This window comes from Bacteroides sp. OM05-12 (assembly GCF_003438995.1).
GTDB lineage: Bacteria > Bacteroidota > Bacteroidia > Bacteroidales > Bacteroidaceae > Bacteroides.
Genome location: NZ_QSUN01000039.1, coordinates 1 through 20,232 on the forward strand (window position 1 = coordinate 1; position 20,232 = coordinate 20,232).

Sequence of the window (20,232 nt, forward strand, 5' to 3'; positions counted from 1 at the left end):
AAGCGACTGAACTAATCCAAGGGTTTAATTCATAAATAACAAAATTTGGAGTAAAATTTTGAATAGAAAGGAATCAAAATGAAAACATTTGAAGTAACATTAACGATTGAAGCGTCCGACTGTACCACTGTAGAGGATGTTTGTAAATCTTTAGAAGAGAATAGTTCCCTTATCGAATTTGATTTATCAGAAGGGAATATCACGGATATTAATGTATCAGAGTTAGAATTTGAGTAAAAACCTAAGAATATTATCATGGATAAAGAAATTATAAAAAAATCAAGTGTACTTATCAACGAGGGATGCAGTATTATTAATCGCTTGTTTTTAGTTTGCGCTATGTCTGAATCGGACGAATTAAAGGAGTTTCTTGACGATTTAGAGATAGAGAGTTGGCGAAGTATTCTTCCGTCTATAAGTGAAACTACTTTGGATAGATACGATGATAACAAGGCAGAGTTACTATATGATAAAGGCATACATGGGTTACTGGCTGAGTGCCACTATAATGTAATGGATGATTTCGACTTCCACGAAAACGGTTCTTTCCGGTCGTGTGGTAATACTTGCAGCTTTATGAGTTTTATTGTATATGCAGAGAATCTCAATGAATTAATGGACAAGGTTCTGGCTAAAGACAAAGAGTTATTCAATCTTCAAATAGAGGAAGCGAGAATAAAACAAGGGATCAAAGTTAACTCCTAACCAATATAAAAATGAAAGATAAATGGGATAATTATATTGACTCACTTAGCGCATTTGGTGAAGATATAACAGAGTTACTGATAGCTTTAAAACCAGGTCCAAAGACTGACAAGATAAAGAAACAAGTCAATCTCAGATGGGAAAAACTCCGTAAATTGACTGATGCCATTGGTGAATTAATTGTTCCGATCGATCCGGAAGATATTATATTACCATATGAAAATCCGCAATTTGCTGAATATTGGAAAAGGTACAAAGAATACCTACAGGAAGAACATCATATTTTTATGCAATCCCGGAGGGAAAACGAATTACTCAAAGTTTTGAAAGTATGGGGAGGTGAATCAGATAAAAAAGCTATTTCCATACTTTCTTTCCTTATCCGCAGCGGGTACCGTTCTTTCTTCAAGCCTACTGACAGGCAATTATCAGGAGACGAGCCGGCAACAGCAACAGAGGAACAACAACAATTTAGTATGAACATCAACAAACATTCTCAAATTTAATACCTATGAATGAAAGGCAAGAAAACGTTTATCAACAATATCCGACTTACGAAAATTTTTTAGCGGCACAAGGACCTAATCAAATTCTGATCAATTTCAGCAATATCCATGAGATTGAAGAATCTATTTCCGTACCGAGGCTTTCCATCGCAGAAATGAATGAGATATATTTACGAAACGATTTCAATCCGGGAATAGATTACTATGTCAAATGGCTCAATTTCTTTAATAAATTCAGTAATATCAATAAAGCAATGCCAATGGACATAGTTAACTGGGCTGCCATCCAACTATATCTCCGTTACTGTCATTTTTATTTCGCGGATTTGAAAGTAATTTTCGAGAAAATTTTAGAAGCGAAATATGGCAAGTTTTTCGGGAGCGTCGATACTGTACTTATTATGTCCGCTTTTCTTCAATATAACGAAGAAAGAGAGCGTTTACTGCATAAAGAAAAAGAACGCAAAGCCATAGAATACGAATCGTGGCGCAAAGTACGTTCCGAGCAATTGAGGACAGAGGTATATAATGAGTTATCGAGCAAACATCCTGATTGGTTAACCGGACAAATATACGAGCATATGAATCAGGTGGTTGTACAGAGAATTGCCTTGGAAGCTAAAGAAAGATTTAAATAAAAATGGCTAAACAAGTAAAACAGTTAGGTATTGCTCAAAATAGTATAGGTTTTAATGACGGTGATAAACTACAAAAAGCTGTAGATTTCATCTTAGACACCTATGATATTAGAAAAGCAATGTATGATCCAGCCAAAATATATGTCCGTTATAAGGATAAGGAACTGGACGAGGGAATTTTGGATTTTGACAGGATCTCATTAGACCTTCAGGAGTATGGTATAAGCATCAGTGATACCATACTCAAAAAGATTCTCCGTTCTGACAAATATATCAAGGCTTATAATCCAATAAAAGAATATTTTGATAAGATACGTGGTTCATTTAAAGATCCATCCCAGATTGAACTTCTATCAAAACATTTGATTGCTCGTTCATGGGATGATAAGCCGGAGGGATATTACCAGGAACGAGCGGGAAAGTTACTGAAAAAATGGCTTGTGGCCTGTGTCGCTTGTTGGCTTGGAGGTCATCAGAACGAAGTAATGCTCACCCTTATTCAAATGAAAGAAGGAGTGGGCAAAACTTATTTTTCAGAATGGATTGTTCCGGATTGCCTGAAAGAATATTATGTGAAAAGTAAAAGGGAAGATCGGTTTGACATGGAAGATGCTTTTACCAGGAATATGATTGTCTGCTTTGACGAGTTAGTAGGTTTAACAAAAGGAACAGCAGATATCTTTAAGGCCACCATCGCAACTAAAAATATATGGGTGAAAAGAAGAAATGACGAATATCCGATCGCCCGGCCCCGATTAGCATGCGCCATCGGCACGACCAACCGAAATCAGGAACTAAACGGATTCCTGCAGGAATGCTTTGGATATCGTCGGTTTGCCTGTATTGAATTGGCCGACATCAACCGGGAATACTCCAAACTCTGTGATAAGGATCTATTATGGGCGGAAGCATTGATGTTATATGAGAATTCTGCTTTTGATTACATATTCAATCAGGAGGATTTTGATGAATTCAAAGCCTATAATCAAAGATATGTAGTGGAATATCCGGCTCTTAAATACGTGCGTTTATATTTGGCCCGTCCCGATGGTCCGGATGAAGGTCAGATGCTCAACCCCACCGAAATTTGTAAGGCACTACGGAAAGCAAACAAAATTAATAGAGAGGACTTGTTAGCTGTCAATCCACAAAAAGTCGGAGCAGCTCTTACTTCATTAGGATATATACAAAAATCCGATCGATCAGGTTCCACTCCTCGCTATCGCTATCACGTAATACTTAATATATAATATCATAATTCTTTTATGTTTTTATTCAAATAAAGAAGAGAAGAAAATAATAAATTATACCTATAAAGAAAAAATTATGAAAGAGTTGGGGTACTACTTACTACAAAGTTTAAAAGTTACTGTATATAAGGTGGTTAGGCGTAGTAACTTATGCGTTTTTAATATACCTACTACAAGATACTACAGCTTACTACATTTTTATCCTTTTTCTTTTGAAATACGAAATAAAGCATTGATAATGATTGTGTTACATGCTTGTAGTAACATAGTAGGTATAAAACCATGTTTGATTTTAATTTTAAAAAAGTAGTTTTATGGAAAAACCATTCGTTATAATAGATCTAGAGCCACATTTACATGATTTTTTATATCATGACTTTGAGGCAGATAAAGATGGAGGGATTTTGCTCAATACATCTAATGAAATTGGTAGATACATCCAGTCAATGATATCCGTTTCCGATTTACCTGTAAGACTTCCTTCAATGGAAAATCCAATTTCCTTAATTTTACCTATTCAGGAATGGAATCATTATGTTATTAACCATAATTTCATTCATGTTGTAAAATGGAAAGCAAAAATGATTCAGGACTTCTTAGAAGCTATGTGGAGAATTCGTGTAAGAGAATATTTTGTTGCCGGATATGAAAAAGGCTATAATCAGGACCGGATTATTAATGCTTTTTTGACTTCATATAATATCAAGAAAAACAAGGTTTCCTATGATCAAATTAAGAAAATAGACTATCGGAATCGTAAAAAAATAAACAAACAGATTGCAAATGAGATTCAACTATCTCTGTTTGAGTAGCTTACGTTTTATTTAAGTAAAACACAGTAGTTTGTTGTTTTTTTAATTAGTAATTTAAGTAAAATCTTAATATACAAATGGTTATGAATAGTATTTTTGATAAAAAGTCACAAATTTGTGCGATCTACTTTATGCCACTTTCAAAAGCAAGAGTAGAAGATTATCCCGGTTCGTCTTATATTACTTTTATTAGTGGAATCTGGACCAGAATAAATTTTAGTAAAGCTGATTTCAAAGAAAAACAATCCGGAAATGGAGAATTAATAGAACAAACCTTTGAAGCAACCATAACAAATACTGATAGTGATAATGAAGCAATACTCCAGGCGGTGGTATCCGAATTAGGTTTTCTACGTATAGATTATACTAATGGTGGCATAAAAGTGGCGGGAACCGACAAATTCCCTGTATTATTGGAAAAAGATAGAAGTGGTTCTCCAGCAATTTTTAAGTTAAGTTTCAAACGGCAAAGCCCTGAATTTGCAAAGTATTTCAAGTCCTTTTAATACCTTCCTGTTCATGGTAATTTTGTATCAATAATAATTGTACAAAGTTACTATGAGCTTTTCAATCCTATATTCTGCAATTACACGTGGTAAATGGTTCATCGACTTCCGGGAAGTAGATGCACATCAAATGTTGATTCATTCTTTTCTGGAACGTGACATCGAAATGGAAAACAAATCGAAACTTTCAGAACGTGAACCAATACCTTTTCTTATGAATTCCGGTGCGGAAGTATTTTACGGAACAGATTATTTACAAGCTCCGGCCAATAGTACGGCTATTATTCCTTTACATGGTTCCATGCTAAAGTATGGTACTTATTGTTCTTATGGTACGACGGAAATTGCAGATATGATTGATATGGCTGTCGAATCGCCTAAAATATCCGGTTTGATACTTGACATCGATTCCGGAGGAGGAAGTGTTGATGCTATTGCTCCGTTAGTCTGTTCAATTCAAAATGCCCGCAAGAAGCAGAAATGCGTGATAGCTTATGCCGATTTATGTGCATCCGCTGCTTACTATGTAGCCTGTTACTGTAATGAAATAATAGCTTCAAATAATATTTCATCGGAATTTGGCAGTATTGGCGTTATGATGAGTTTTATGGATTATGAGAAGTATTATGAGAGCAATGGAGTAAAGCAGCATACGATTTACAGTGATTTATCCAATTATAAAAATGAGCCGTTTGAGCTTGCAAGAAAAGGAGAATATGAAAAAATCAGATCAGAGGAACTCAATCCGCTTGCGAGGAAGTTCCAAGAAGCAGTTAAACATCAGCGAGGTGACAAACTTAACCAGTCGATCGAAGGGATACTTGCCGGGAGGATGTTCTATGCTGAAACAGCCCAAGAAAATGGCTTGATTGACAATATGGGAAATATGGATTATGCCATTCAGAGAGTTAACGAGATACGCAGGGATGCGGTTGTAAATGAATATATTAATTCTAAATTTTAAATGCGATGTTTGAGAAAGTATTAGCAGCAGTCATGGGATTCATTGGCGTTTCTGCTTTTGCAAAAAATGCAGATGGAAAATCTGAAATGACCAGTGACCAGGAAAAAAGACTCACGGATAAGTGGGGGTCTAAATTTGTTGAAGAGTTTAAAAATGATCTCTTGGAGTACGAAAAGAACGGAAATGCTGCAGAAGACGCCGTTACTGCAGAGAAATTGGCTGAAATGGAGGCAGAAAAAGAAAAGTATGCCAAAGAATTGAAAGAGACAAAGGAGAAAATTGTATCCCTTGAGAGTGAAAAAAAAGAATTTCAGGCAACAATAGCAAAGTTGGAAAAACAAGAAATTCCGGATACCGGTATTCATGTTTCCGGAAGACAAGGGACAAAGAACAAATTCAAGCCTGATATGGGGTTATTGCATAATAAAGTTCTGGATAACTATTTTAATGGCGATCAAACAATGCAATATACAGGTGATGGAACAATCAATACGGAAGAACTTAAAAAGGAATTTGGTAAGTATGTGTCATCTGAAAAGATAGAGATCCTGAATACCCTGATGGCTCCGGTTTCTTCTACGAAATACATGACGACAGTCATTACCGACAAAACAGAATGGAGAGCTTCACAGGCACATATCGAATCCGTATTGCAACAATTCACTCCTTATTGGACTCCGAGTGGAAAGGCAAAATTCACACCTTTGAAGATAGCCAACTTCAAACTGAAAATCAATGTGCCTATCAAGCCGTCTGATATTATGGAAGATATCATCGGTTATTTTTATGATGAAAGTCTAAAACCGGAAGATATGCCTATTGTTAAGTATATCATTGAAGTTTTAGTAAGGCCGGTACTGGAAGAAGATCGCGAAAACGCCTTGGCATCAGGTGAATTTAAAGAAGTGACAGTTACTACGGATGGTGAAGCGGGAAGTGACCCGATGGAATCAATGGACGGTTATTTGACAATCTTGAAAAAACTCAAGAAAAATAACACTGAAATTGGTGCTTGGCTACTCGATGGAGTTACTTTGACACAAGATAACATTTTTGAAAAGATGGATACGGTTGTAGACAGTATCTCCAAGAAGTATAAGCGCAAAAAGCTGACTATCCATGCAGATCCGGATTTAATTACCATGTATGGACGTGCATATCGGGCAAAATATCCAAATACGAAAAATGAAGATGGTGAGAATATGAGAGTTGATTTTTCAAAATTAACTTTTGCTCCTTTGGATGGTATGACTGGAACGAAAGCATTCTTCATTACTCCTAAAGAGAACTTTAAACATTTGCGTTCTAAAAATTTGGCGGCACAAAAAATTTGGATGCAAGGCGAAAATTACGATGTGAAAGTCTTTGGAGAATGGTGGGAAGCTACAGGGTTTGCTATTGCCGAAGCAATATTTGCATATCTTCCCCCGGAAGAGTCTGGCTCTAAAGCGACTTCATCTTCATCCGAGCAAGGAGGTCTTTAATCATTAAATAAAGGAGATTTTATTATGGCTGACGAAATTAAATATCAGTTCTCATCAGTTCCTAAAAAGGAATCAAATGCAGGACGCCCTAAGGGGAAGAAATCTTATATCATTCTATTCCGTTGGGATGATGTGGCAAAATATTCCAGAGACGCAAAAGGAGTAAAAGTTATAGAATTTGAAATGTCTGCGGGCAAGAAACCTATTGCCGTTTATGCAACAGACAGTACCATCAATATTTATCATACAAGTGAAGGCGAAGATGATGCACGTGGTCTTATCCATCATGTGGATTATGAACATCCCGGTACCGAACTTGAACATGATGAATTTGTGAACAATAACCTCAATGAGAATTTAGGGGCAATAGTGTTTGGCTGTTCCGGTGATAACGCAAAAATAGCCGGAACTCCATGTACCCCCTTGAAAATGACAAAGGCTGATTCTCAGGACAATAAAGACGGTGATAAAAATACCATTAATTTGGCTAGTACTTTAAGAGGAGGAACAATCGGACATATTGCAAAATCGTTGGTTCCGGAAACGGATGACACTGAAATTAATGCTATTCTTGGCATCAAGACCGGATCTGCATCCGGAGGTATGTAGTTATGTTTTAAGTTTAGGTTTAGAAAGGCTTGGTACGCGAGTATCGGGCCTTTTGTCCTTTTAACAATAGGCATGTAGGGCTACTTTTGTGATATTGATTAAAATTAATTAATATGAAAACAAATGAAACAAAGGCTGCTAAAGCCAAAGAAGAAGTTACCGAAGTTGAAGAAGTAACTCAGGAAGTAGTTCAAGAAACAAAAAAAGAAGTTCACGTACTATCGGTAGTTATTCCTTATGTAAAAAATGAGGCGCAAGGGGAAGAGTTAAGGCATGCGATAACCTCCATACAAAGAAATTTTCTTGATAACCATAGAATTATAGTTATTGGAGATTCTGAAGATTGGTTTGAAGGTGAAGAAGTTATCTTTATTGCTCATGAACGTACAAGTAAGAATCCTCAAATAGATGTGTGTCAGAAAATGGAGTTGGCTATTACTTCGGAACTGGTATCAAGAGATTTTGTATGGACAAACGATGATATCTACTTTGTTTCTCCGGTAATGTTAGCAGATATTCAAGTTCTCAAGTGTATCGGTGAACTTAATCCTGATAAGTTCAAAGGCATTTATTCGCAAAATCTCCAAAATACAATGGCATTATTGGATAGTTACAAACTTCCTAAGAATAATTTTGCTACGCATACTCCGGTAGTATTTAATAAAGAACGTTTAGCTTGTATACTTGATAATTTACCGGAAAAAGAAACTAAAGGCTATTTAATTTCTTCTCTTTATTTTAACTCTCAATTTCCTACAACTATTCCCATTCAGTTAGATTGGCGTATAGATAACTGGTGTTTACCTGTTATTACCGAAAATCCGGATCCGACGAAATTTCGCGAGTTACTTGCAAAAAAGAAATTCCTCAATAATGCCGAAAGCGGGTATTCACGGTTTCTCATGGATGAACTTGAAATGTTGTTATGGCAAAATCCTGAAGAGGAATGAAGGACAAAAAGGAAAAACCTCCCTAAAAAGATACCTTTTAGGGAGGAATTTCCTTTCCTTAATGAAGCAAATTGCCCGGTTGAGTTAGAGGCTCTTACTTCCCGTAAATTCAATAGCTATTACTCTTATATAGATTATCATCGTAAGTTACGGGATTGTACTAATCTACAGGAAGCTGCCGATATTTCGAAAAAAATTATAGACAACTATATAGAGAATCGGGCAATATGGGAGGAACTAAATTGGTATAAAGATCATGGAGTACTGCTTGGCAAACATCCCATATTTAATGAATTCAAAAGACGGAAAGAATTGCTTGGCATGTCTATAAAAGAATTGGTACTCCGGCAACAGAAGATCGAACAAAACATTTGGCGTGTGAAAAATGAATTGAAGAAAGGTGATAAACCACATTTGGAAACAGAAAGAAAACAAAGGCTTACCGGCTATGAAAAAGAACTGAAAGAGGTAAAGAGGTTGCTTGAATGAAAAATTATTTCGTATTGGATGAGCTGGAAGAAGAAATGCGTGATGCCAAAATGTTCTCTAGGCGGTTTGAAATGCTCTATACCTTTAAATTGAATAACCTGAAAGAGCTATGTGGAAGGCTACCGAATGATGATGAAATATTTTTTATTGAAACAAAGAAAAGTTTCACAGCCTTTACTTTTATTGTTTACCTGGTTAAACATGTCGGTTATATTGAGCACCTGTATATAGCGACATATTCTACCAATGAACGCATTATAAATGCATTATTACGCTGGCAAGACAAAGGAGTGATAGGAAACATACATTTGCATATTTCTGAAACAATCAAATTCCGTATGCCGAAAATATTCGAACGTTTGATGGCATTGCAAAGAGATGGTACTATTCAGTTATCTTTCGCTTGGAGCCATAAAAAGATAACTTGCATGGATACGGCAGCCGGATGTTACGTCGTGGAAGGTTCCGGAAATTATGGTGAGAATGCAATGGAAGAACAGTATGTATTTTTAAAAAGTAAAAAGATTTATGAGTTTCGTAGCGGACGAATTAGTTAAGTGGAAAGATAAACCAGACTGGTATTCCCGGATTGATTTCGATGAGTATGAACGTCTGGCGGCAATTGGCTATCAACCTAAACAGATAGCTATGTATTATCATATTCCTTTCGATGAATTTCAATGGGATTTTAATTTGATAGGTTCTCCTCTTAAATTCCATTACGATCGTGGTAAATTGCTTCAACAGGCAAAGGAGGGAATTTCCATGAGTGTGGCATCTGAAACAGGAGAGAATGTTACACAGGCACAACGGTTTGATAAATTACGTAGGGAAATTGCATTCCAAAACGCAGTAAATGATATATTTTACGGAGACATAGGGTAATGTTTGAAACATCTTATTTTGACCGTCTGCAGGATTACCTGGCATCGGGATGTACGGAAGAACTCACAGATGATGAGTTGGATTATTATAATGCATTGTACGCCATGATCGGTATTAACCGTAAATATGGAAAAGAAAATGCAATCGCTTTTCTCAGGCATAAACCTTTCGAATTATCATTCCAACGTGCACGTGAAATGTATTCCGAAGCTATTAACCTCTTCTATGCAGATGACACTATAGAAAACCGTGCACACAGGAATATGCTTTATGAGAACTTGACTAAAGCAGCTCAGGTGGTTTTATCAACTTCTCTCGGTTCTAAGGATATGGAAGTATATGGAGATTTACTATTTAAGGCTTGGAAGATAAAGCAGCTTGATCGACAGGATACTGAGAAATTGGAAGAGCCCAAAGATAAACCGATTAAAATTTATGCGCTTGATTCAAAAATGGTGGGAATTCAATCGGTAGACAGATTACAACTCGCTGCACAAATTGATAATATTCCGGATATTGCAGAAAAAGAACGTGTTCGTCTCAAACGGGATGCTCAAATTATAGAAGTTGACTTTATAGAAATGTTAGATGACCAGAAAGAAAAAACTAAGGATATCTGATGAAGTGGAAGTCCGGTACCAGAACTGGACTGCCCAACTGCTCTCTATAATGATGCCTTGGGCACTCTATTGGATTGCGGGGCGCGCTTCTGCTAAAACTACCCAAGTACTTGCCGAGCGTGTTCAGGAAGCCGTAATGGATTGTTCCGGTGCACCTTTTTGTTGGTGCTCCGATACATATTCGGATTTGCATAAAAATGTAATACCCTCACTGATCGACGGACTTGCCATGTTGGGATGGTATGAAGGCAAACACTTCGTGATTAATAAAGAACCTCCGGAGGCATGGAAACGCAGAATGTATAATGTTTGCACGGAATGGAAGAACACAATGGTATTTTATACCGGATTCAATTTTACTTTTATCTCACTGGATCGTCCATCAATCGGTGCGGGACGATCTTATGTAGGTTTATTCGGTGATGAAGTGAAATATTTCCCGGAAGAGAAGTTCACCAACTTATTAAAGGCCGTTCGGGGATTCCGTGTTAAATATGGGAATAGTGTATGGTATCGTAGCCGTACTTTAACCACGGATATGCCGAATCCTAACCATATAGGAGAATATGATTGGATATTAAAACTGGCAAAACTGAATGACAAGCAAAAAATCCTTCTGATGCTCCAAGCTGGATTCGTATATAACGACACTAAGAAAACTTATGTGGCACTACTTCAGGAATACAATGAGACAAAAGAGAAATTCCGAAAACGACAGGTGAATGAATCGGAAGTGGCAAAACTGAAAAGGAAATTAGATCTTGCGGGACGTAACATGAAACGTTGGGAAGAAAGATGGATCAAGACGCGCAACCGTACTTCTTTCTTTTGGATATCCTCTTCCTATGTCAATGTGGATATATTGGGAATGGATTGGTTCAGTGACGAATTTTCAGAAGCGCTGGAAGGTATTTTATGTAATATACTCTCTATCATACCTAAACTGGAAGCCGGAAAGATGTTTTATTGTAATCTTGCCGTTCGCCATTTCTACGCTGATGGATTCAACAATGAAGTTATTGACAAACATCCGATCGGTTGGAACGAAACGTGCGATGCACTCAGATATTTGGATTTGAATAAACCGATAGAAGCGGGCATGGATGCAGGAAATATGCTTTCTATGGTGTTCGGACAACAAAGCGGACATACTTATAGAATCTTAAAAGAATTGTTTACCTTACCCCCTAATGGTGTTCGTGTGCTTGCAGATGGATTCCTCACCTACTTTGCTCCTCACCGTCGAAAAATACTCAAACTGTATTATGACCGTTCCATGAACAATTACAAGAAAGTATCTGCAGATATGGCAACACAAATAAAGAAAGCCATTGAATACAGGGATGATGGTACTCGTACAGGATGGCAGGTGCAATTAATGAGTATAGGACAAGGAAATATCTCAAGTAACCTTGAATATCGTATGTTTATGAGCCTGCTTAATGAGGAATTGGAACGTACTCTATTCTCCTTACGGATAGACAGGCATAATTGCCCTAACCTAAAGAGTGAAATGGAGATTACAAAAACCAAGATGGCTACTTCCTCACGGGATGGCAACCAGATAATAGTAAAAGAAAAGACCGGAGATAAATTACCCACTGTCCGCCTGCCGAAAGAAAGCACCAACCTGACGGATGCTCTCAAATATCTTATTATGCGTAAGGCATGGATCAGAGTGTGGGAACTCGGTCGTAAGTCCTCGTTATCAATGGGGATGGATCCCAAATAGTAACCAGTTCATTTGAATGTGTGAGCCTCGTGGTCTGTGAAGATAGCGGGGCTCTTTTTTACACCTACCTGAAGGTAGGCAGATAGGTACATTTTCATAGATGAAAATGCGTAGTGGTGGGATTTGGTAAATTATTATCACATTTCCATCTTTATGAATTGTTTGCGATTGCAGCCCTAAGTCGGCGCGGGTCGGGCATAACTGCGTGTTTATTGCGGCTTTTTTAAAGTCGCAATAGGATTATAACCTGAAAATCAAATAGTTAAAGTTTGCAAACAACTTTTTTGCCTCAAATATCATCCCAAATTCAGCTAAACTCACCCTGTTTCAACTAAAAACGGATAAAAAAAACTTATTCGCTTGAAAGGCAGGTAAATGTCAATCCAAGAAAGAAAAATATCGCACATGTATATAATGTTCTGTTTGTCAATGTTTTATGTATTGTGTATTATAAATAAAAGTCGTATATTTGTTATGTAATCAAAAGGGGATAAGGTCGCACACTTCCCCGAAATTTATGTTTAATTTTTTAATACATTATTTTTTATGAAAAATTTAAGTAAGAGCGTAAAAAATTCGCAAGAGAAAGCAATCGTTTTAGGTAATGGCAAGAAAGAAGCTACAAAAGATTTAGTGCCTGCGGTATTAATTGTTCATTCTGATATCAAAAAAGAAGAACCGAAAGAAACGGAACAGCCAAAAACAGAAGCAATAACACAGGAACAACCCCATGCGGAACAAGAACAGGCGCATCAAGAACAAGTAAAAAACGAAACCACACAAGAGCAACCAAAACGGCTGACGATGGAAGAACTTAACGATAAAGCCGATAGGCTATATCTGCAACGTCAGAAATACCAAACTATTAAAGAAAAAATAAAGCAGCTTGAAAGTTTTACTATCTCTCATGATAACAACAACGCACAGTTAACACTTATAGATGCAAACGGTCTTTCTATAAAAACAAGCAATCCTCAAAGCATAGGCAAATTATTAACTGATTGGATGGCAGACCTTGTTTTGCATCTTGGAGTTATCGAGAATGAAATGCGTAAACAGTTGGAAGCATAAAAAACAAAATACCCCCGTAGCGTTCGCACCGCTGCGAGGGTAAAATCAAACCGAAGTTTAATTTTTTAATACGTTACAAAGATGAATAATTTATTTGATTCAGCCAAGACAATACAGGAAAAAAGAGAGATTTTAAAGAGTTTATCAAAACCGCTGCAATTACTCGTTAAATCAGAAGCATTAGACAGTGTGAACGAGGGATTAAAAGCGATTTATAAAGAATCGGGTCACTCTGAACTAAAGACTTTAAACCAATGGAACAAAGAGGGAAAACGCATCCGAAAAGGGGAACACGCTCTTTGTCTATGGGGTAAACCGAAACAAAAGGAAGATTCAGAAAACACGCATAACGACACAACGGAAAACGGCACAGAAGAAAATGATTCATTGAATTTCTTCCCTATCTGTTTTGTGTTTTCAAATTTACAAGTCTATGAAAAAGAAGAGTGATTTAAAGCCATTCGGAGATTATTTAGAAATAATTTCCCACTCACATGACCGATACAAGGTATTTGATGATTTCTTAACTATAATCGTCTGTACCTTGTCGCTCGGAAGAAAAGAGGAACTTTATAAAAGCACAATAAAGCCCTATACAAAGGAAGAAATAGACTTGTTTTGCTCTGCATATGCTTCCCTTATCAATCAAATGGATAGGAATCAATTTAACGATCCATTCGGGGATTATTTTGGAGAACATCTATCTAATGCACAAAATGGGCAGTTTTTCACACCTCAATATGTTTCTGATTTAATGGCGGTACTTGCCAATGTGCCCAAAGCAGGTAAAGATACTGGAAATGAAAAAGATAAAAGGGTGTACGACCCGGCATGCGGAAGCGGTCGCTTACTTCTTTCTTCTGCAAAATTAAATCGCGAACGCTACTTTGTCGGAGCTGATATTTCCTATACTTGTTGCCTAATGACACTGATAAATATGTGTCTTAACTCCCTGCGTGGTGAAGTATATCACATGAATAGCCTTTCTAATACTGTTTGGCATAGATGGCTTATTATGATAGATGAATTCTCAAAATTACCATTTATTTATGAGGTGGAAGAAGAAAAGGAAACTACTCCTAAACCTGCTGCTGTTTTAATTGAAGAAAGAGAAGAAAAAAAAGAAGTGAAAATAAAGCCTTTAGAGGCATTTGATAATAATGGCATAGGATTCGTTACATTCACCGCAAAAGCCTAATAGATGCAACCAAATGAAGCGTAGGGTATACTTATCAATGGATAGGTATGCCCTTTTTTGTGAACGCCGGAAAATTCAAAAAGGCGAGCTATCATCTCTATAAACCGATGAATCGGACGAGATAATAACTTCGCCTTTTTGAATTTTCCGGATAAGCGGTAAGGCAGAGCCTTGTTTTTGCGGTAGCGTTCGTCTCACGCAGGGAATCACCCCCTGATTCTCAGGAAGTGATTGGAAAAAACACTCACCGTTCCGGAGAGTAGAAAGGATTTTTTTATTTATTTGAAAAAAAACTCCGAAATTATTTGCATAATAAACAAAACGTTATTATATTTGCAGTGTGTTAATGACACAGAGATGTTTGATAAGGTTGAAGGTCTAAATGACCGTGAGGAAATGCTCGATCACTTGAGGTTCCTTATCCGATATGAAGAAGAAATTCTCGATGATGAAATTTTTTATTCTAAATCGGAATTCTACGATGAGTTATTCGATACAATCATTATGATTGCCGATAATCTCAAAGAAGAATGAAAGTTTGGGAGCCTCTTAGGAGGTTCCCTTTCATCAACCTTATCAACATCTTCTAATTAACAATGCAGCTATGGATAAAAATATAGAAGAAAAAATCAGAGGTCTTGTAGGTAAATTCCATCTTTTACGAACAAAAGAAGGGAGTGCGGAGTTTGACATATTATGGAAAGAGGTCAAAGCCTCCATTCCGGAAGAGAGTCGAAAAGAAGCCGGACAAATACTTCGTGATGAAATGACAAAGGCCCGCCAAAAGATGAAACGTACTGATATTGATGTTCGTAGTCAAATTGGAGATCTAAACGAAGTTTTGTCACTTTCTTACATAGCAAAACGGTATTTTCATAAAGATAGAAGTTGGTTGGCTCAACGGGTCAATGGAAATATTGTAAACGGAAAACCATGTGCATTTACTCAAGAAGAATTAGATACTTTGAAATTTGCACTCGGAGATATAAAGAATAAGTTATCGGAAACCATATTAAACATCAAATGAACATTAACACACTAGAGAGGGACACCGATACTCCCTCTTTTTTTTAGCTTCCACTTAGGAGGCTTTTTTATTTGGTAATGTCAAGGATTATTCTCACCTTTGAAACGTTAACCAACGAAAAACATTATTTTATGAAAAAGATTTTAGCTTTACTTTTATTATCACTTTCTCTAATTTCATGTTCTACTTACCTGCCAGCTCCAAGATCGTATATTGGTTTTGTAGATTATGCTCCTTTTACAGAAAAAGGTATATTTATTACTGAATCTAATTCTGTTAGCTTTAATTATGAGCCGATAGGAAGCATTTTGGTTGAAGAAACCGGAGGTTGGGGCTATAAGAACCCAAAAATTGGAAATAATAAGGGGAGTCATAATGATGACTACCTGGCACCAGTCTTTCGTTCTATGGCAAAAAAAATATATTATCCTGAGAAATTACAAACGGCCTTTGACAATTTAGCAATTAAATTGAAAGAACTAAATGCTAATGGCATTATCAATTTGAAAATATCATATTATAAGGAGGTTGATTCTAAGAGCAAACTACTTGTTGGCAAGATTATTGTTACAGGTATGGCAATAAAAAGATAATATTTAAGAATTTATTTTGCATTCTCAAATATAATCTTCATATTTGCAGTGCTAAACAGTTACGGACTATTTCCGTATCGCAGAGCGCGGTTAATGCTCAACGACACTCGTGGGCTTTTTTTTATGCCCCCAAATTTTTGATATAGGCGGTTGCCTTTCCCATTACTCTTTTGCTCTACGAGCGGAACCTGTAACTGTTTAGCGACACGGGAAATGGCAACCGTTTTAATTTGCCTAAATGCTAAACAGTTACAGTAAGATGAAAAAAAGAAATCAAAAGCCGGAAACAAAGTATGTTTCTGCAGAAAAAATCCAAAAGTATTTAATGGAATTGTCGGAGGTATTTTCCGATTGTAAGCGTGTACGTGCTCAAAAGTGTGAGGACGGGGTTAAAATTTTATCCAATGGAGGATACTTGCAGATATCTATTGTCAATACTCAGAAAGGAGGTGGGCTATGACACACAATATTGATGGAGCAAAACTAACACCGAAAGTCATTAATGAACTTATTGAACTCCAAACCAAAGGCAGTGCACTAATTTACAGGGAACAAATAGAAAATATCATTGATTTCTTATTGGAATGCCATATTTTAGATGATTCACATCCTGCAATGATTCTTGATTTCATTATTAATCTGAGGGAAATAGAAAGTAGTTTATATAATATGCTGCCTGAAGAGGATGTAACCATTGTTACGAAAGGAGGCGCGAAATGAAACTTATATACTCTATCAATGCGGATATGTCAGGTGCTCTTTGTGTCGCTAAAGAAATTGTTTCGATTACCGGTATGACGCCCGAACTCATTGAAGTAGATGAATCCACAAAAGTAAAATACAACAAAATAGATTCATTTAAAGTTGAAAAGGGTGAAATGGGGATTGAGGATTATATCAATAGGAACAAAATTATTGATAAATAAAGAGATTTCAACATTTTGTCTCATTAATAATTGCCCTGATTGGTTTTACTAGTCAGGGCTTTTTTGTGTCCTTTTTCAAAGGAGATTTACGAAGTAAATTTGCTACATAAAATAATGGGGTGATGGATGATACGGAAAATAGAGAGTTAAAATTACTATTTATTCAGGAAGAATTATCTCAGCATGGAGAATGGCTTTGTGATGAATTTACAGCAGCACTTGAGAAACAAAAACTGATTGAGTCCGGAGATCTGGAGGGCAGCGTGAATTATAGCGGATTTACGTCCGGTGATGATCCGGGATTAAAAGTTTCTTTTCTGACTTATGGCCGTGCCTTTGAAATCGCCGGGGCAAGAGCTAAAAACAAAAACCAATGGTCAACCGATACAAACCGTGCAGTTTGGGGAATAAAAGAAAATAGAGTCAAAAAAAAGAATACACGATGGTATGCAAGAAATATGTACGGAGGATTGAATCGACTCATATCCCGGATAATGTATGGATTAAGTGAAGTAGAAATAGAGAGGTTAAAAGGAATTATTGCTGAACGAAAAATGAGTTTAAATAATGGAGAAAGTTAAGAAAATAGGAACATTTAGTTTTGTGGATACGGCTCAAGGTACCTATGCGCTAAATATGAGTATCAGGGATGATATGACTACGTTTTTTAATGGTACTTCCGGCAATTGGGACGGAGATCCGATAACTGTTGGTGGCGTCAGGGTTGTGCCTTGGGGAGCAAATAACAATATGCCTGTTGCCATTCGTGATTTACTGGAGAAAAACAATTTAGGCCCCGGTATATTAGACAGGAAAACGGGGTTGCTGTATGGGCAAGGTCCTATGTTATATCGGATAAATGTTGTGAATAACGAGCGAATTCAAGAATGGCTGATAGACGATGAAATCCAGGAATGGCTGGATAGTTGGGATTATAAACAATATATCCGGAGCGCATTTGTAGAATATACCCACATGAAAGGTGTTTTCGCCAAATATTATTGTGCAAAGTCTTTGCGAATAGGGAAACCTTGGATCACAAGGCTTGAGTGCCTGCATAGCAAAGATTGCCTTTTGGAATATCCTGAAAACGGTAGCCGGATGCTTGATGATGTGAAGCATATACTAACGGGTGATATTGAGAATAACCGTAACCTGAAACTCTATCCGGTTTTTGACAAATGGAGTCCGACTGCATTTGAGACGGCCATCAAATACCATTCCATACGGAGTTTTGGACGTAATTTGTATTCTATTTCCAGTTTTACAGGATCAATCCCCTGGCTTAGAAATGCTAATAACCTGCCGGAAATAATCGAATATCTGAACGACAATATGATTGCTGCTGCATATATTGTACATGAGCCTGCAGCGTATTGGGAAGAAAAGCGGGAATTGGTTTATTCGCTTCATCCGGACTGGACTGATAGTGAAATCGAAAAAGAGATGAACAAACTGCGTGATAAAGTAGTAGAAACCATTGCTGATGTCATGGCAGGGAAAAAGAATGCGGGTAAATTTTTCACCTGTGTGGATTTTATTGATCCGCAAGGTAACAAACAAGAATGGAAGATTGAGCCAATTGAGATGAATGTCGATAAATATATTTCGGCACAAGCGGAAATCAGCCGTATCGCCGACAGCTCTACAACTTCCGGCTTTGGTTTGAACCCTGCACTTTCCAATATTATTATTGATGGGAAAGGAGATTCCGGAAGCCAAATGCTCTATGCTCTCAAGATATTCTATGGTGCCGACACTCAGATTCCGGAAGATATCGCTTTAGAAGCAATTAATGATGCTATTCGTATCAACTTTCCTCAAAAGAAGGGCATATTCTTGGGTATGTATCGCAAGGTGATTAATAAAGAAGATTCTGTTTCTACTAAAGACAGGGTAACTAACCAGGTGTAATATGGCAAAAAAAAGAGAAATAGACTTTCCTGATTGTTGGGAAGAACTGTTCCCTACAGAATGGATGTATTTGCTCAAACTTCATTTCAAATTGCAGATGAAACAGAATGTCACACTCCGGGATGTGAAATGTGAATGGTGCCGTTTTGTTCTTTCCAATCGGGGGATAAACAAAAAGGATAACATAGACTATTTCGTGCTCATTGATAATCTGGCCGACACATTGACGTGGATGTATCAGGAATCAGAAGATGGCAAAGAAATAACTATGAATTTTGAAACAACAAAAAATTTACTACCGGAATGGAAATATCTGAAAGGGCCTCTTAGTCATGGCAGTGATCTTACTTTTGGAGAATTCAGAAGTGCCGTGCAAATGATGAATAGCTATAATGAAACGAAAGATGTGTTTTTCCTGCAGGCGCTATGTGGAATACTCTATCGTAAACCGGGAATGAAAATAGGCAAATCTGATTTTGATGGTCTGTACAGGGAGCAATTTTTGCAAACACGGATAAATTTCTATGCTGACCGGGCAAAAATAATTCCTGTTCAGATTATGTGGGGAATATATGTATGGTTTAGTTACTTCTGCTGGTATTTGTTGAACGGAACGTTTATTATCGACGGTAATGAGTTATGTTTTTCTTCTGTCTTTTCCCGGAATAAAAAAGAAGATGACGGACAACCTAAAGAACAAAGTTTAGGCATGAACGGAGTGCTTTTCTCTGTTGCGGAAAGCGGTGTGTTCGGAAACTTTGATGAAACAGACAACACCTTATTGCTCAAAGTTATGATGAAGCTCCTTTCTGATAAAATGCAAGCGGATGAAATTTTACGTAAAATATAATATTATGATATTCAATAAACAAAACAAAGGTACTGAGGAATTGCGGGAACTTACCGGAAATTATTATAAGAACAATGATTTCTCCAAAGTTTCGGCACAAATAGAGTTAGTAACGGAAGAAGTCACTGCCATTATCGGACAAAAAATCTATAAAAAGGCAGAAAAAGCCTATACGGAGAATAGTGAAGATAAGGACATCCAAAAACTGATCCGGAAGATACAGCACCCGATTGCAATTATGGCAACATTACGAATGTATCAACGTAATGACCTGAGCCATGAAGATGATGGACGCAAGTTCAAAATAGATGGTGTTAATGAGAAATTACCTTGGCAATGGCAACTTGACAGGGATGATGAATTACACTTGGAAGATTATTATAAAGCACTTGATGCTCTGATTCGTTATTTAAATGAAAATGATTATTCGGAATGGAAACAGGAAAGGGTGCGCCCGTCAAGGCGGCATAACAAACGTCTCTTTAGCAAGAGATTAGGTAAGT

At 37.0% G+C, this 20,232-nt stretch carries 28 protein-coding genes and 1 pseudogene; all 29 read left to right on the forward strand.

The window, feature by feature from the left end; genetic code table 11:
* The first annotated feature begins 78 nt into the window (after positions 1–78).
* Complete coding sequence (locus DXB63_RS18020; RefSeq protein ID WP_158563703.1) at positions 79–237, forward strand: hypothetical protein; 159 nt, start codon at positions 79–81, stop codon at positions 235–237.
* A gap of 18 nt (positions 238–255) precedes the next feature.
* Complete coding sequence (locus DXB63_RS16920; protein ID WP_122127567.1) at positions 256–705, forward strand: hypothetical protein; 450 nt, start codon at positions 256–258, stop codon at positions 703–705.
* 11 nt (positions 706–716) lie between these two features.
* Positions 717–1,211: a hypothetical protein gene (locus tag DXB63_RS16925; protein WP_122127568.1), complete on the forward strand. Its 495-nt coding sequence runs from the start codon at positions 717–719 to the stop codon at positions 1,209–1,211.
* A 5-nt stretch (positions 1,212–1,216) separates the two neighbouring features.
* Complete coding sequence (locus DXB63_RS16930) at positions 1,217–1,849, forward strand: DUF6633 family protein (protein ID WP_122127569.1); 633 nt, start codon at positions 1,217–1,219, stop codon at positions 1,847–1,849.
* A gap of 2 nt (positions 1,850–1,851) precedes the next feature.
* The gene (locus tag DXB63_RS16935) at positions 1,852–3,099 is read left to right on the forward strand and encodes a VapE domain-containing protein (RefSeq protein ID WP_122127570.1); all 1,248 of its coding nucleotides are present in this window, start codon (positions 1,852–1,854) and stop codon (positions 3,097–3,099) included.
* A 314-nt stretch (positions 3,100–3,413) separates the two neighbouring features.
* Positions 3,414–3,911, forward strand: a complete 498-nt coding sequence (locus DXB63_RS16940; protein ID WP_122127571.1) for a transcriptional regulator — start codon at positions 3,414–3,416, stop codon at positions 3,909–3,911.
* Positions 3,912–3,994: 83 nt separating this feature from the next.
* Positions 3,995–4,417, forward strand: a complete 423-nt coding sequence (locus tag DXB63_RS16945) for a hypothetical protein (RefSeq protein ID WP_147332307.1) — start codon at positions 3,995–3,997, stop codon at positions 4,415–4,417.
* Positions 4,418–4,469: 52 nt separating this feature from the next.
* Positions 4,470–5,381, forward strand: coding sequence for a S49 family peptidase (locus tag DXB63_RS16950; RefSeq protein WP_122127573.1), 912 nt, complete (start codon positions 4,470–4,472; stop codon positions 5,379–5,381).
* 5 nt (positions 5,382–5,386) lie between these two features.
* Complete coding sequence (locus tag DXB63_RS16955; RefSeq protein WP_122127574.1) at positions 5,387–6,865, forward strand: hypothetical protein; 1,479 nt, start codon at positions 5,387–5,389, stop codon at positions 6,863–6,865.
* A 24-nt stretch (positions 6,866–6,889) separates the two neighbouring features.
* Entirely contained in the window at positions 6,890–7,474 is a 585-nt protein-coding gene (locus tag DXB63_RS16960) for a hypothetical protein (RefSeq protein ID WP_122127575.1), read from the forward strand.
* A gap of 113 nt (positions 7,475–7,587) precedes the next feature.
* A complete protein-coding gene (locus tag DXB63_RS16965) occupies positions 7,588–8,424 on the forward strand; it encodes a hypothetical protein (protein ID WP_122127576.1) in 837 nt (278 codons plus the stop codon).
* Positions 8,425–8,745: 321 nt separating this feature from the next.
* On the forward strand, positions 8,746–8,913 hold the full coding sequence (locus tag DXB63_RS18305) for a hypothetical protein (protein WP_233522889.1): 168 nt from the start codon (positions 8,746–8,748) through the stop codon (positions 8,911–8,913).
* The gene (locus tag DXB63_RS16975; protein ID WP_122127578.1) at positions 8,910–9,470 is read left to right on the forward strand and encodes a hypothetical protein; all 561 of its coding nucleotides are present in this window, start codon (positions 8,910–8,912) and stop codon (positions 9,468–9,470) included. The genes DXB63_RS18305 and DXB63_RS16975 overlap by 4 nt, the downstream gene beginning before the upstream one ends.
* Positions 9,442–9,798, forward strand: coding sequence for a hypothetical protein (locus tag DXB63_RS16980; protein WP_122127579.1), 357 nt, complete (start codon positions 9,442–9,444; stop codon positions 9,796–9,798). Before DXB63_RS16975 ends, DXB63_RS16980 begins: the two co-directional genes overlap by 29 nt.
* A complete protein-coding gene (locus DXB63_RS16985; protein WP_122127580.1) occupies positions 9,798–10,418 on the forward strand; it encodes a hypothetical protein in 621 nt (206 codons plus the stop codon). Before DXB63_RS16980 ends, DXB63_RS16985 begins: the two co-directional genes overlap by 1 nt.
* On the forward strand, positions 10,387–12,150 hold the full coding sequence (locus DXB63_RS16990; RefSeq protein ID WP_122127581.1) for a hypothetical protein: 1,764 nt from the start codon (positions 10,387–10,389) through the stop codon (positions 12,148–12,150). Before DXB63_RS16985 ends, DXB63_RS16990 begins: the two co-directional genes overlap by 32 nt.
* Before the next feature lie 546 nt (positions 12,151–12,696).
* Positions 12,697–13,221: a hypothetical protein gene (locus DXB63_RS16995; RefSeq protein ID WP_122127582.1), complete on the forward strand. Its 525-nt coding sequence runs from the start codon at positions 12,697–12,699 to the stop codon at positions 13,219–13,221.
* 81 nt (positions 13,222–13,302) lie between these two features.
* Positions 13,303–13,671, forward strand: coding sequence for a hypothetical protein (locus tag DXB63_RS17000; protein ID WP_122127583.1), 369 nt, complete (start codon positions 13,303–13,305; stop codon positions 13,669–13,671).
* Complete coding sequence (locus DXB63_RS17005) at positions 13,655–14,419, forward strand: N-6 DNA methylase (RefSeq protein ID WP_122127584.1); 765 nt, start codon at positions 13,655–13,657, stop codon at positions 14,417–14,419. The genes DXB63_RS17000 and DXB63_RS17005 overlap by 17 nt, the downstream gene beginning before the upstream one ends.
* A 357-nt stretch (positions 14,420–14,776) precedes the next feature.
* The gene (locus DXB63_RS18025; RefSeq protein ID WP_158563704.1) at positions 14,777–14,953 is read left to right on the forward strand and encodes a hypothetical protein; all 177 of its coding nucleotides are present in this window, start codon (positions 14,777–14,779) and stop codon (positions 14,951–14,953) included.
* A gap of 70 nt (positions 14,954–15,023) precedes the next feature.
* Complete coding sequence (locus tag DXB63_RS17010; protein WP_122127585.1) at positions 15,024–15,446, forward strand: DUF5053 domain-containing protein; 423 nt, start codon at positions 15,024–15,026, stop codon at positions 15,444–15,446.
* A 131-nt stretch (positions 15,447–15,577) separates the two neighbouring features.
* Complete coding sequence (locus DXB63_RS17015) at positions 15,578–16,039, forward strand: hypothetical protein (RefSeq protein ID WP_122127586.1); 462 nt, start codon at positions 15,578–15,580, stop codon at positions 16,037–16,039.
* Between the two features lie 259 nt (positions 16,040–16,298).
* On the forward strand, positions 16,299–16,499 hold the full coding sequence (locus DXB63_RS17020) for a hypothetical protein (protein ID WP_122127587.1): 201 nt from the start codon (positions 16,299–16,301) through the stop codon (positions 16,497–16,499).
* Positions 16,496–16,759 carry a hypothetical protein gene (locus tag DXB63_RS17025; RefSeq protein ID WP_122127588.1) on the forward strand — a complete coding sequence of 88 codons (264 nt, stop codon included), beginning with the start codon at positions 16,496–16,498 and terminating at the stop codon, positions 16,757–16,759. Before DXB63_RS17020 ends, DXB63_RS17025 begins: the two co-directional genes overlap by 4 nt.
* Positions 16,756–16,965 carry a hypothetical protein gene (locus DXB63_RS17030; RefSeq protein ID WP_122127589.1) on the forward strand — a complete coding sequence of 70 codons (210 nt, stop codon included), beginning with the start codon at positions 16,756–16,758 and terminating at the stop codon, positions 16,963–16,965. Before DXB63_RS17025 ends, DXB63_RS17030 begins: the two co-directional genes overlap by 4 nt.
* A 122-nt stretch (positions 16,966–17,087) precedes the next feature.
* Positions 17,088–17,546: a hypothetical protein gene (locus DXB63_RS17035; protein ID WP_122127590.1), complete on the forward strand. Its 459-nt coding sequence runs from the start codon at positions 17,088–17,090 to the stop codon at positions 17,544–17,546.
* Complete coding sequence (locus DXB63_RS17040) at positions 17,533–18,879, forward strand: hypothetical protein (RefSeq protein ID WP_122127591.1); 1,347 nt, start codon at positions 17,533–17,535, stop codon at positions 18,877–18,879. The genes DXB63_RS17035 and DXB63_RS17040 overlap by 14 nt, the downstream gene beginning before the upstream one ends.
* A 1-nt stretch (position 18,880) precedes the next feature.
* On the forward strand, positions 18,881–19,729 hold the full coding sequence (locus DXB63_RS17045) for a hypothetical protein (protein ID WP_122127592.1): 849 nt from the start codon (positions 18,881–18,883) through the stop codon (positions 19,727–19,729).
* A gap of 4 nt (positions 19,730–19,733) precedes the next feature.
* Positions 19,734–20,232: pseudogene (locus tag DXB63_RS17050) on the forward strand (hypothetical protein); the annotation flags it as partial.

Excerpts from the sequence above, each read along its gene's own strand:
- DXB63_RS16935 (WP_122127570.1), top strand. The coding sequence starts at position 1,852 with ATGGCTAAACAAGTAAAACAGTTAGGTATTGCTCAAAATAGTATAGGT.
- DXB63_RS16925 (WP_122127568.1), top strand. The coding sequence starts at position 717 with ATGAAAGATAAATGGGATAATTATATTGACTCACTTAGCGCATTTGGT.
- DXB63_RS18020 (WP_158563703.1), top strand. The coding sequence starts at position 79 with ATGAAAACATTTGAAGTAACATTAACGATTGAAGCGTCCGACTGTACC.
- DXB63_RS16960 (WP_122127575.1), top strand. The coding sequence starts at position 6,890 with ATGGCTGACGAAATTAAATATCAGTTCTCATCAGTTCCTAAAAAGGAA.
- DXB63_RS16930 (WP_122127569.1), top strand. The coding sequence starts at position 1,217 with ATGAATGAAAGGCAAGAAAACGTTTATCAACAATATCCGACTTACGAA.
- DXB63_RS17030 (WP_122127589.1), top strand. The coding sequence starts at position 16,756 with ATGAAACTTATATACTCTATCAATGCGGATATGTCAGGTGCTCTTTGT.
- DXB63_RS17000 (WP_122127583.1), top strand. The coding sequence starts at position 13,303 with ATGAATAATTTATTTGATTCAGCCAAGACAATACAGGAAAAAAGAGAG.
- DXB63_RS17010 (WP_122127585.1), top strand. The coding sequence starts at position 15,024 with ATGGATAAAAATATAGAAGAAAAAATCAGAGGTCTTGTAGGTAAATTC.
- DXB63_RS16955 (WP_122127574.1), top strand. The coding sequence starts at position 5,387 with ATGTTTGAGAAAGTATTAGCAGCAGTCATGGGATTCATTGGCGTTTCT.
- DXB63_RS17035 (WP_122127590.1), top strand. The coding sequence starts at position 17,088 with ATGGATGATACGGAAAATAGAGAGTTAAAATTACTATTTATTCAGGAA.
- DXB63_RS17015 (WP_122127586.1), top strand. The coding sequence starts at position 15,578 with ATGAAAAAGATTTTAGCTTTACTTTTATTATCACTTTCTCTAATTTCA.
- DXB63_RS16995 (WP_122127582.1), top strand. The coding sequence starts at position 12,697 with ATGAAAAATTTAAGTAAGAGCGTAAAAAATTCGCAAGAGAAAGCAATC.
- DXB63_RS17005 (WP_122127584.1), top strand. The coding sequence starts at position 13,655 with ATGAAAAAGAAGAGTGATTTAAAGCCATTCGGAGATTATTTAGAAATA.
- DXB63_RS17045 (WP_122127592.1), top strand. The coding sequence starts at position 18,881 with ATGGCAAAAAAAAGAGAAATAGACTTTCCTGATTGTTGGGAAGAACTG.
- DXB63_RS16990 (WP_122127581.1), top strand. The coding sequence starts at position 10,387 with ATGACCAGAAAGAAAAAACTAAGGATATCTGATGAAGTGGAAGTCCGG.
- DXB63_RS17025 (WP_122127588.1), top strand. The coding sequence starts at position 16,496 with ATGACACACAATATTGATGGAGCAAAACTAACACCGAAAGTCATTAAT.
- DXB63_RS16975 (WP_122127578.1), top strand. The coding sequence starts at position 8,910 with ATGAAAAATTATTTCGTATTGGATGAGCTGGAAGAAGAAATGCGTGAT.
- DXB63_RS16980 (WP_122127579.1), top strand. The coding sequence starts at position 9,442 with ATGAGTTTCGTAGCGGACGAATTAGTTAAGTGGAAAGATAAACCAGAC.
- DXB63_RS16965 (WP_122127576.1), top strand. The coding sequence starts at position 7,588 with ATGAAAACAAATGAAACAAAGGCTGCTAAAGCCAAAGAAGAAGTTACC.
- DXB63_RS16985 (WP_122127580.1), top strand. The coding sequence starts at position 9,798 with ATGTTTGAAACATCTTATTTTGACCGTCTGCAGGATTACCTGGCATCG.
- DXB63_RS18305 (WP_233522889.1), top strand. The coding sequence starts at position 8,746 with ATGTCTATAAAAGAATTGGTACTCCGGCAACAGAAGATCGAACAAAAC.
- DXB63_RS16945 (WP_147332307.1), top strand. The coding sequence starts at position 3,995 with ATGAATAGTATTTTTGATAAAAAGTCACAAATTTGTGCGATCTACTTT.
- DXB63_RS17040 (WP_122127591.1), top strand. The coding sequence starts at position 17,533 with ATGGAGAAAGTTAAGAAAATAGGAACATTTAGTTTTGTGGATACGGCT.
- DXB63_RS16940 (WP_122127571.1), top strand. The coding sequence starts at position 3,414 with ATGGAAAAACCATTCGTTATAATAGATCTAGAGCCACATTTACATGAT.
- DXB63_RS16950 (WP_122127573.1), top strand. The coding sequence starts at position 4,470 with ATGAGCTTTTCAATCCTATATTCTGCAATTACACGTGGTAAATGGTTC.
- DXB63_RS17020 (WP_122127587.1), top strand. The coding sequence starts at position 16,299 with ATGAAAAAAAGAAATCAAAAGCCGGAAACAAAGTATGTTTCTGCAGAA.
- DXB63_RS16920 (WP_122127567.1), top strand. The coding sequence starts at position 256 with ATGGATAAAGAAATTATAAAAAAATCAAGTGTACTTATCAACGAGGGA.
- DXB63_RS18025 (WP_158563704.1), top strand. The coding sequence starts at position 14,777 with ATGTTTGATAAGGTTGAAGGTCTAAATGACCGTGAGGAAATGCTCGAT.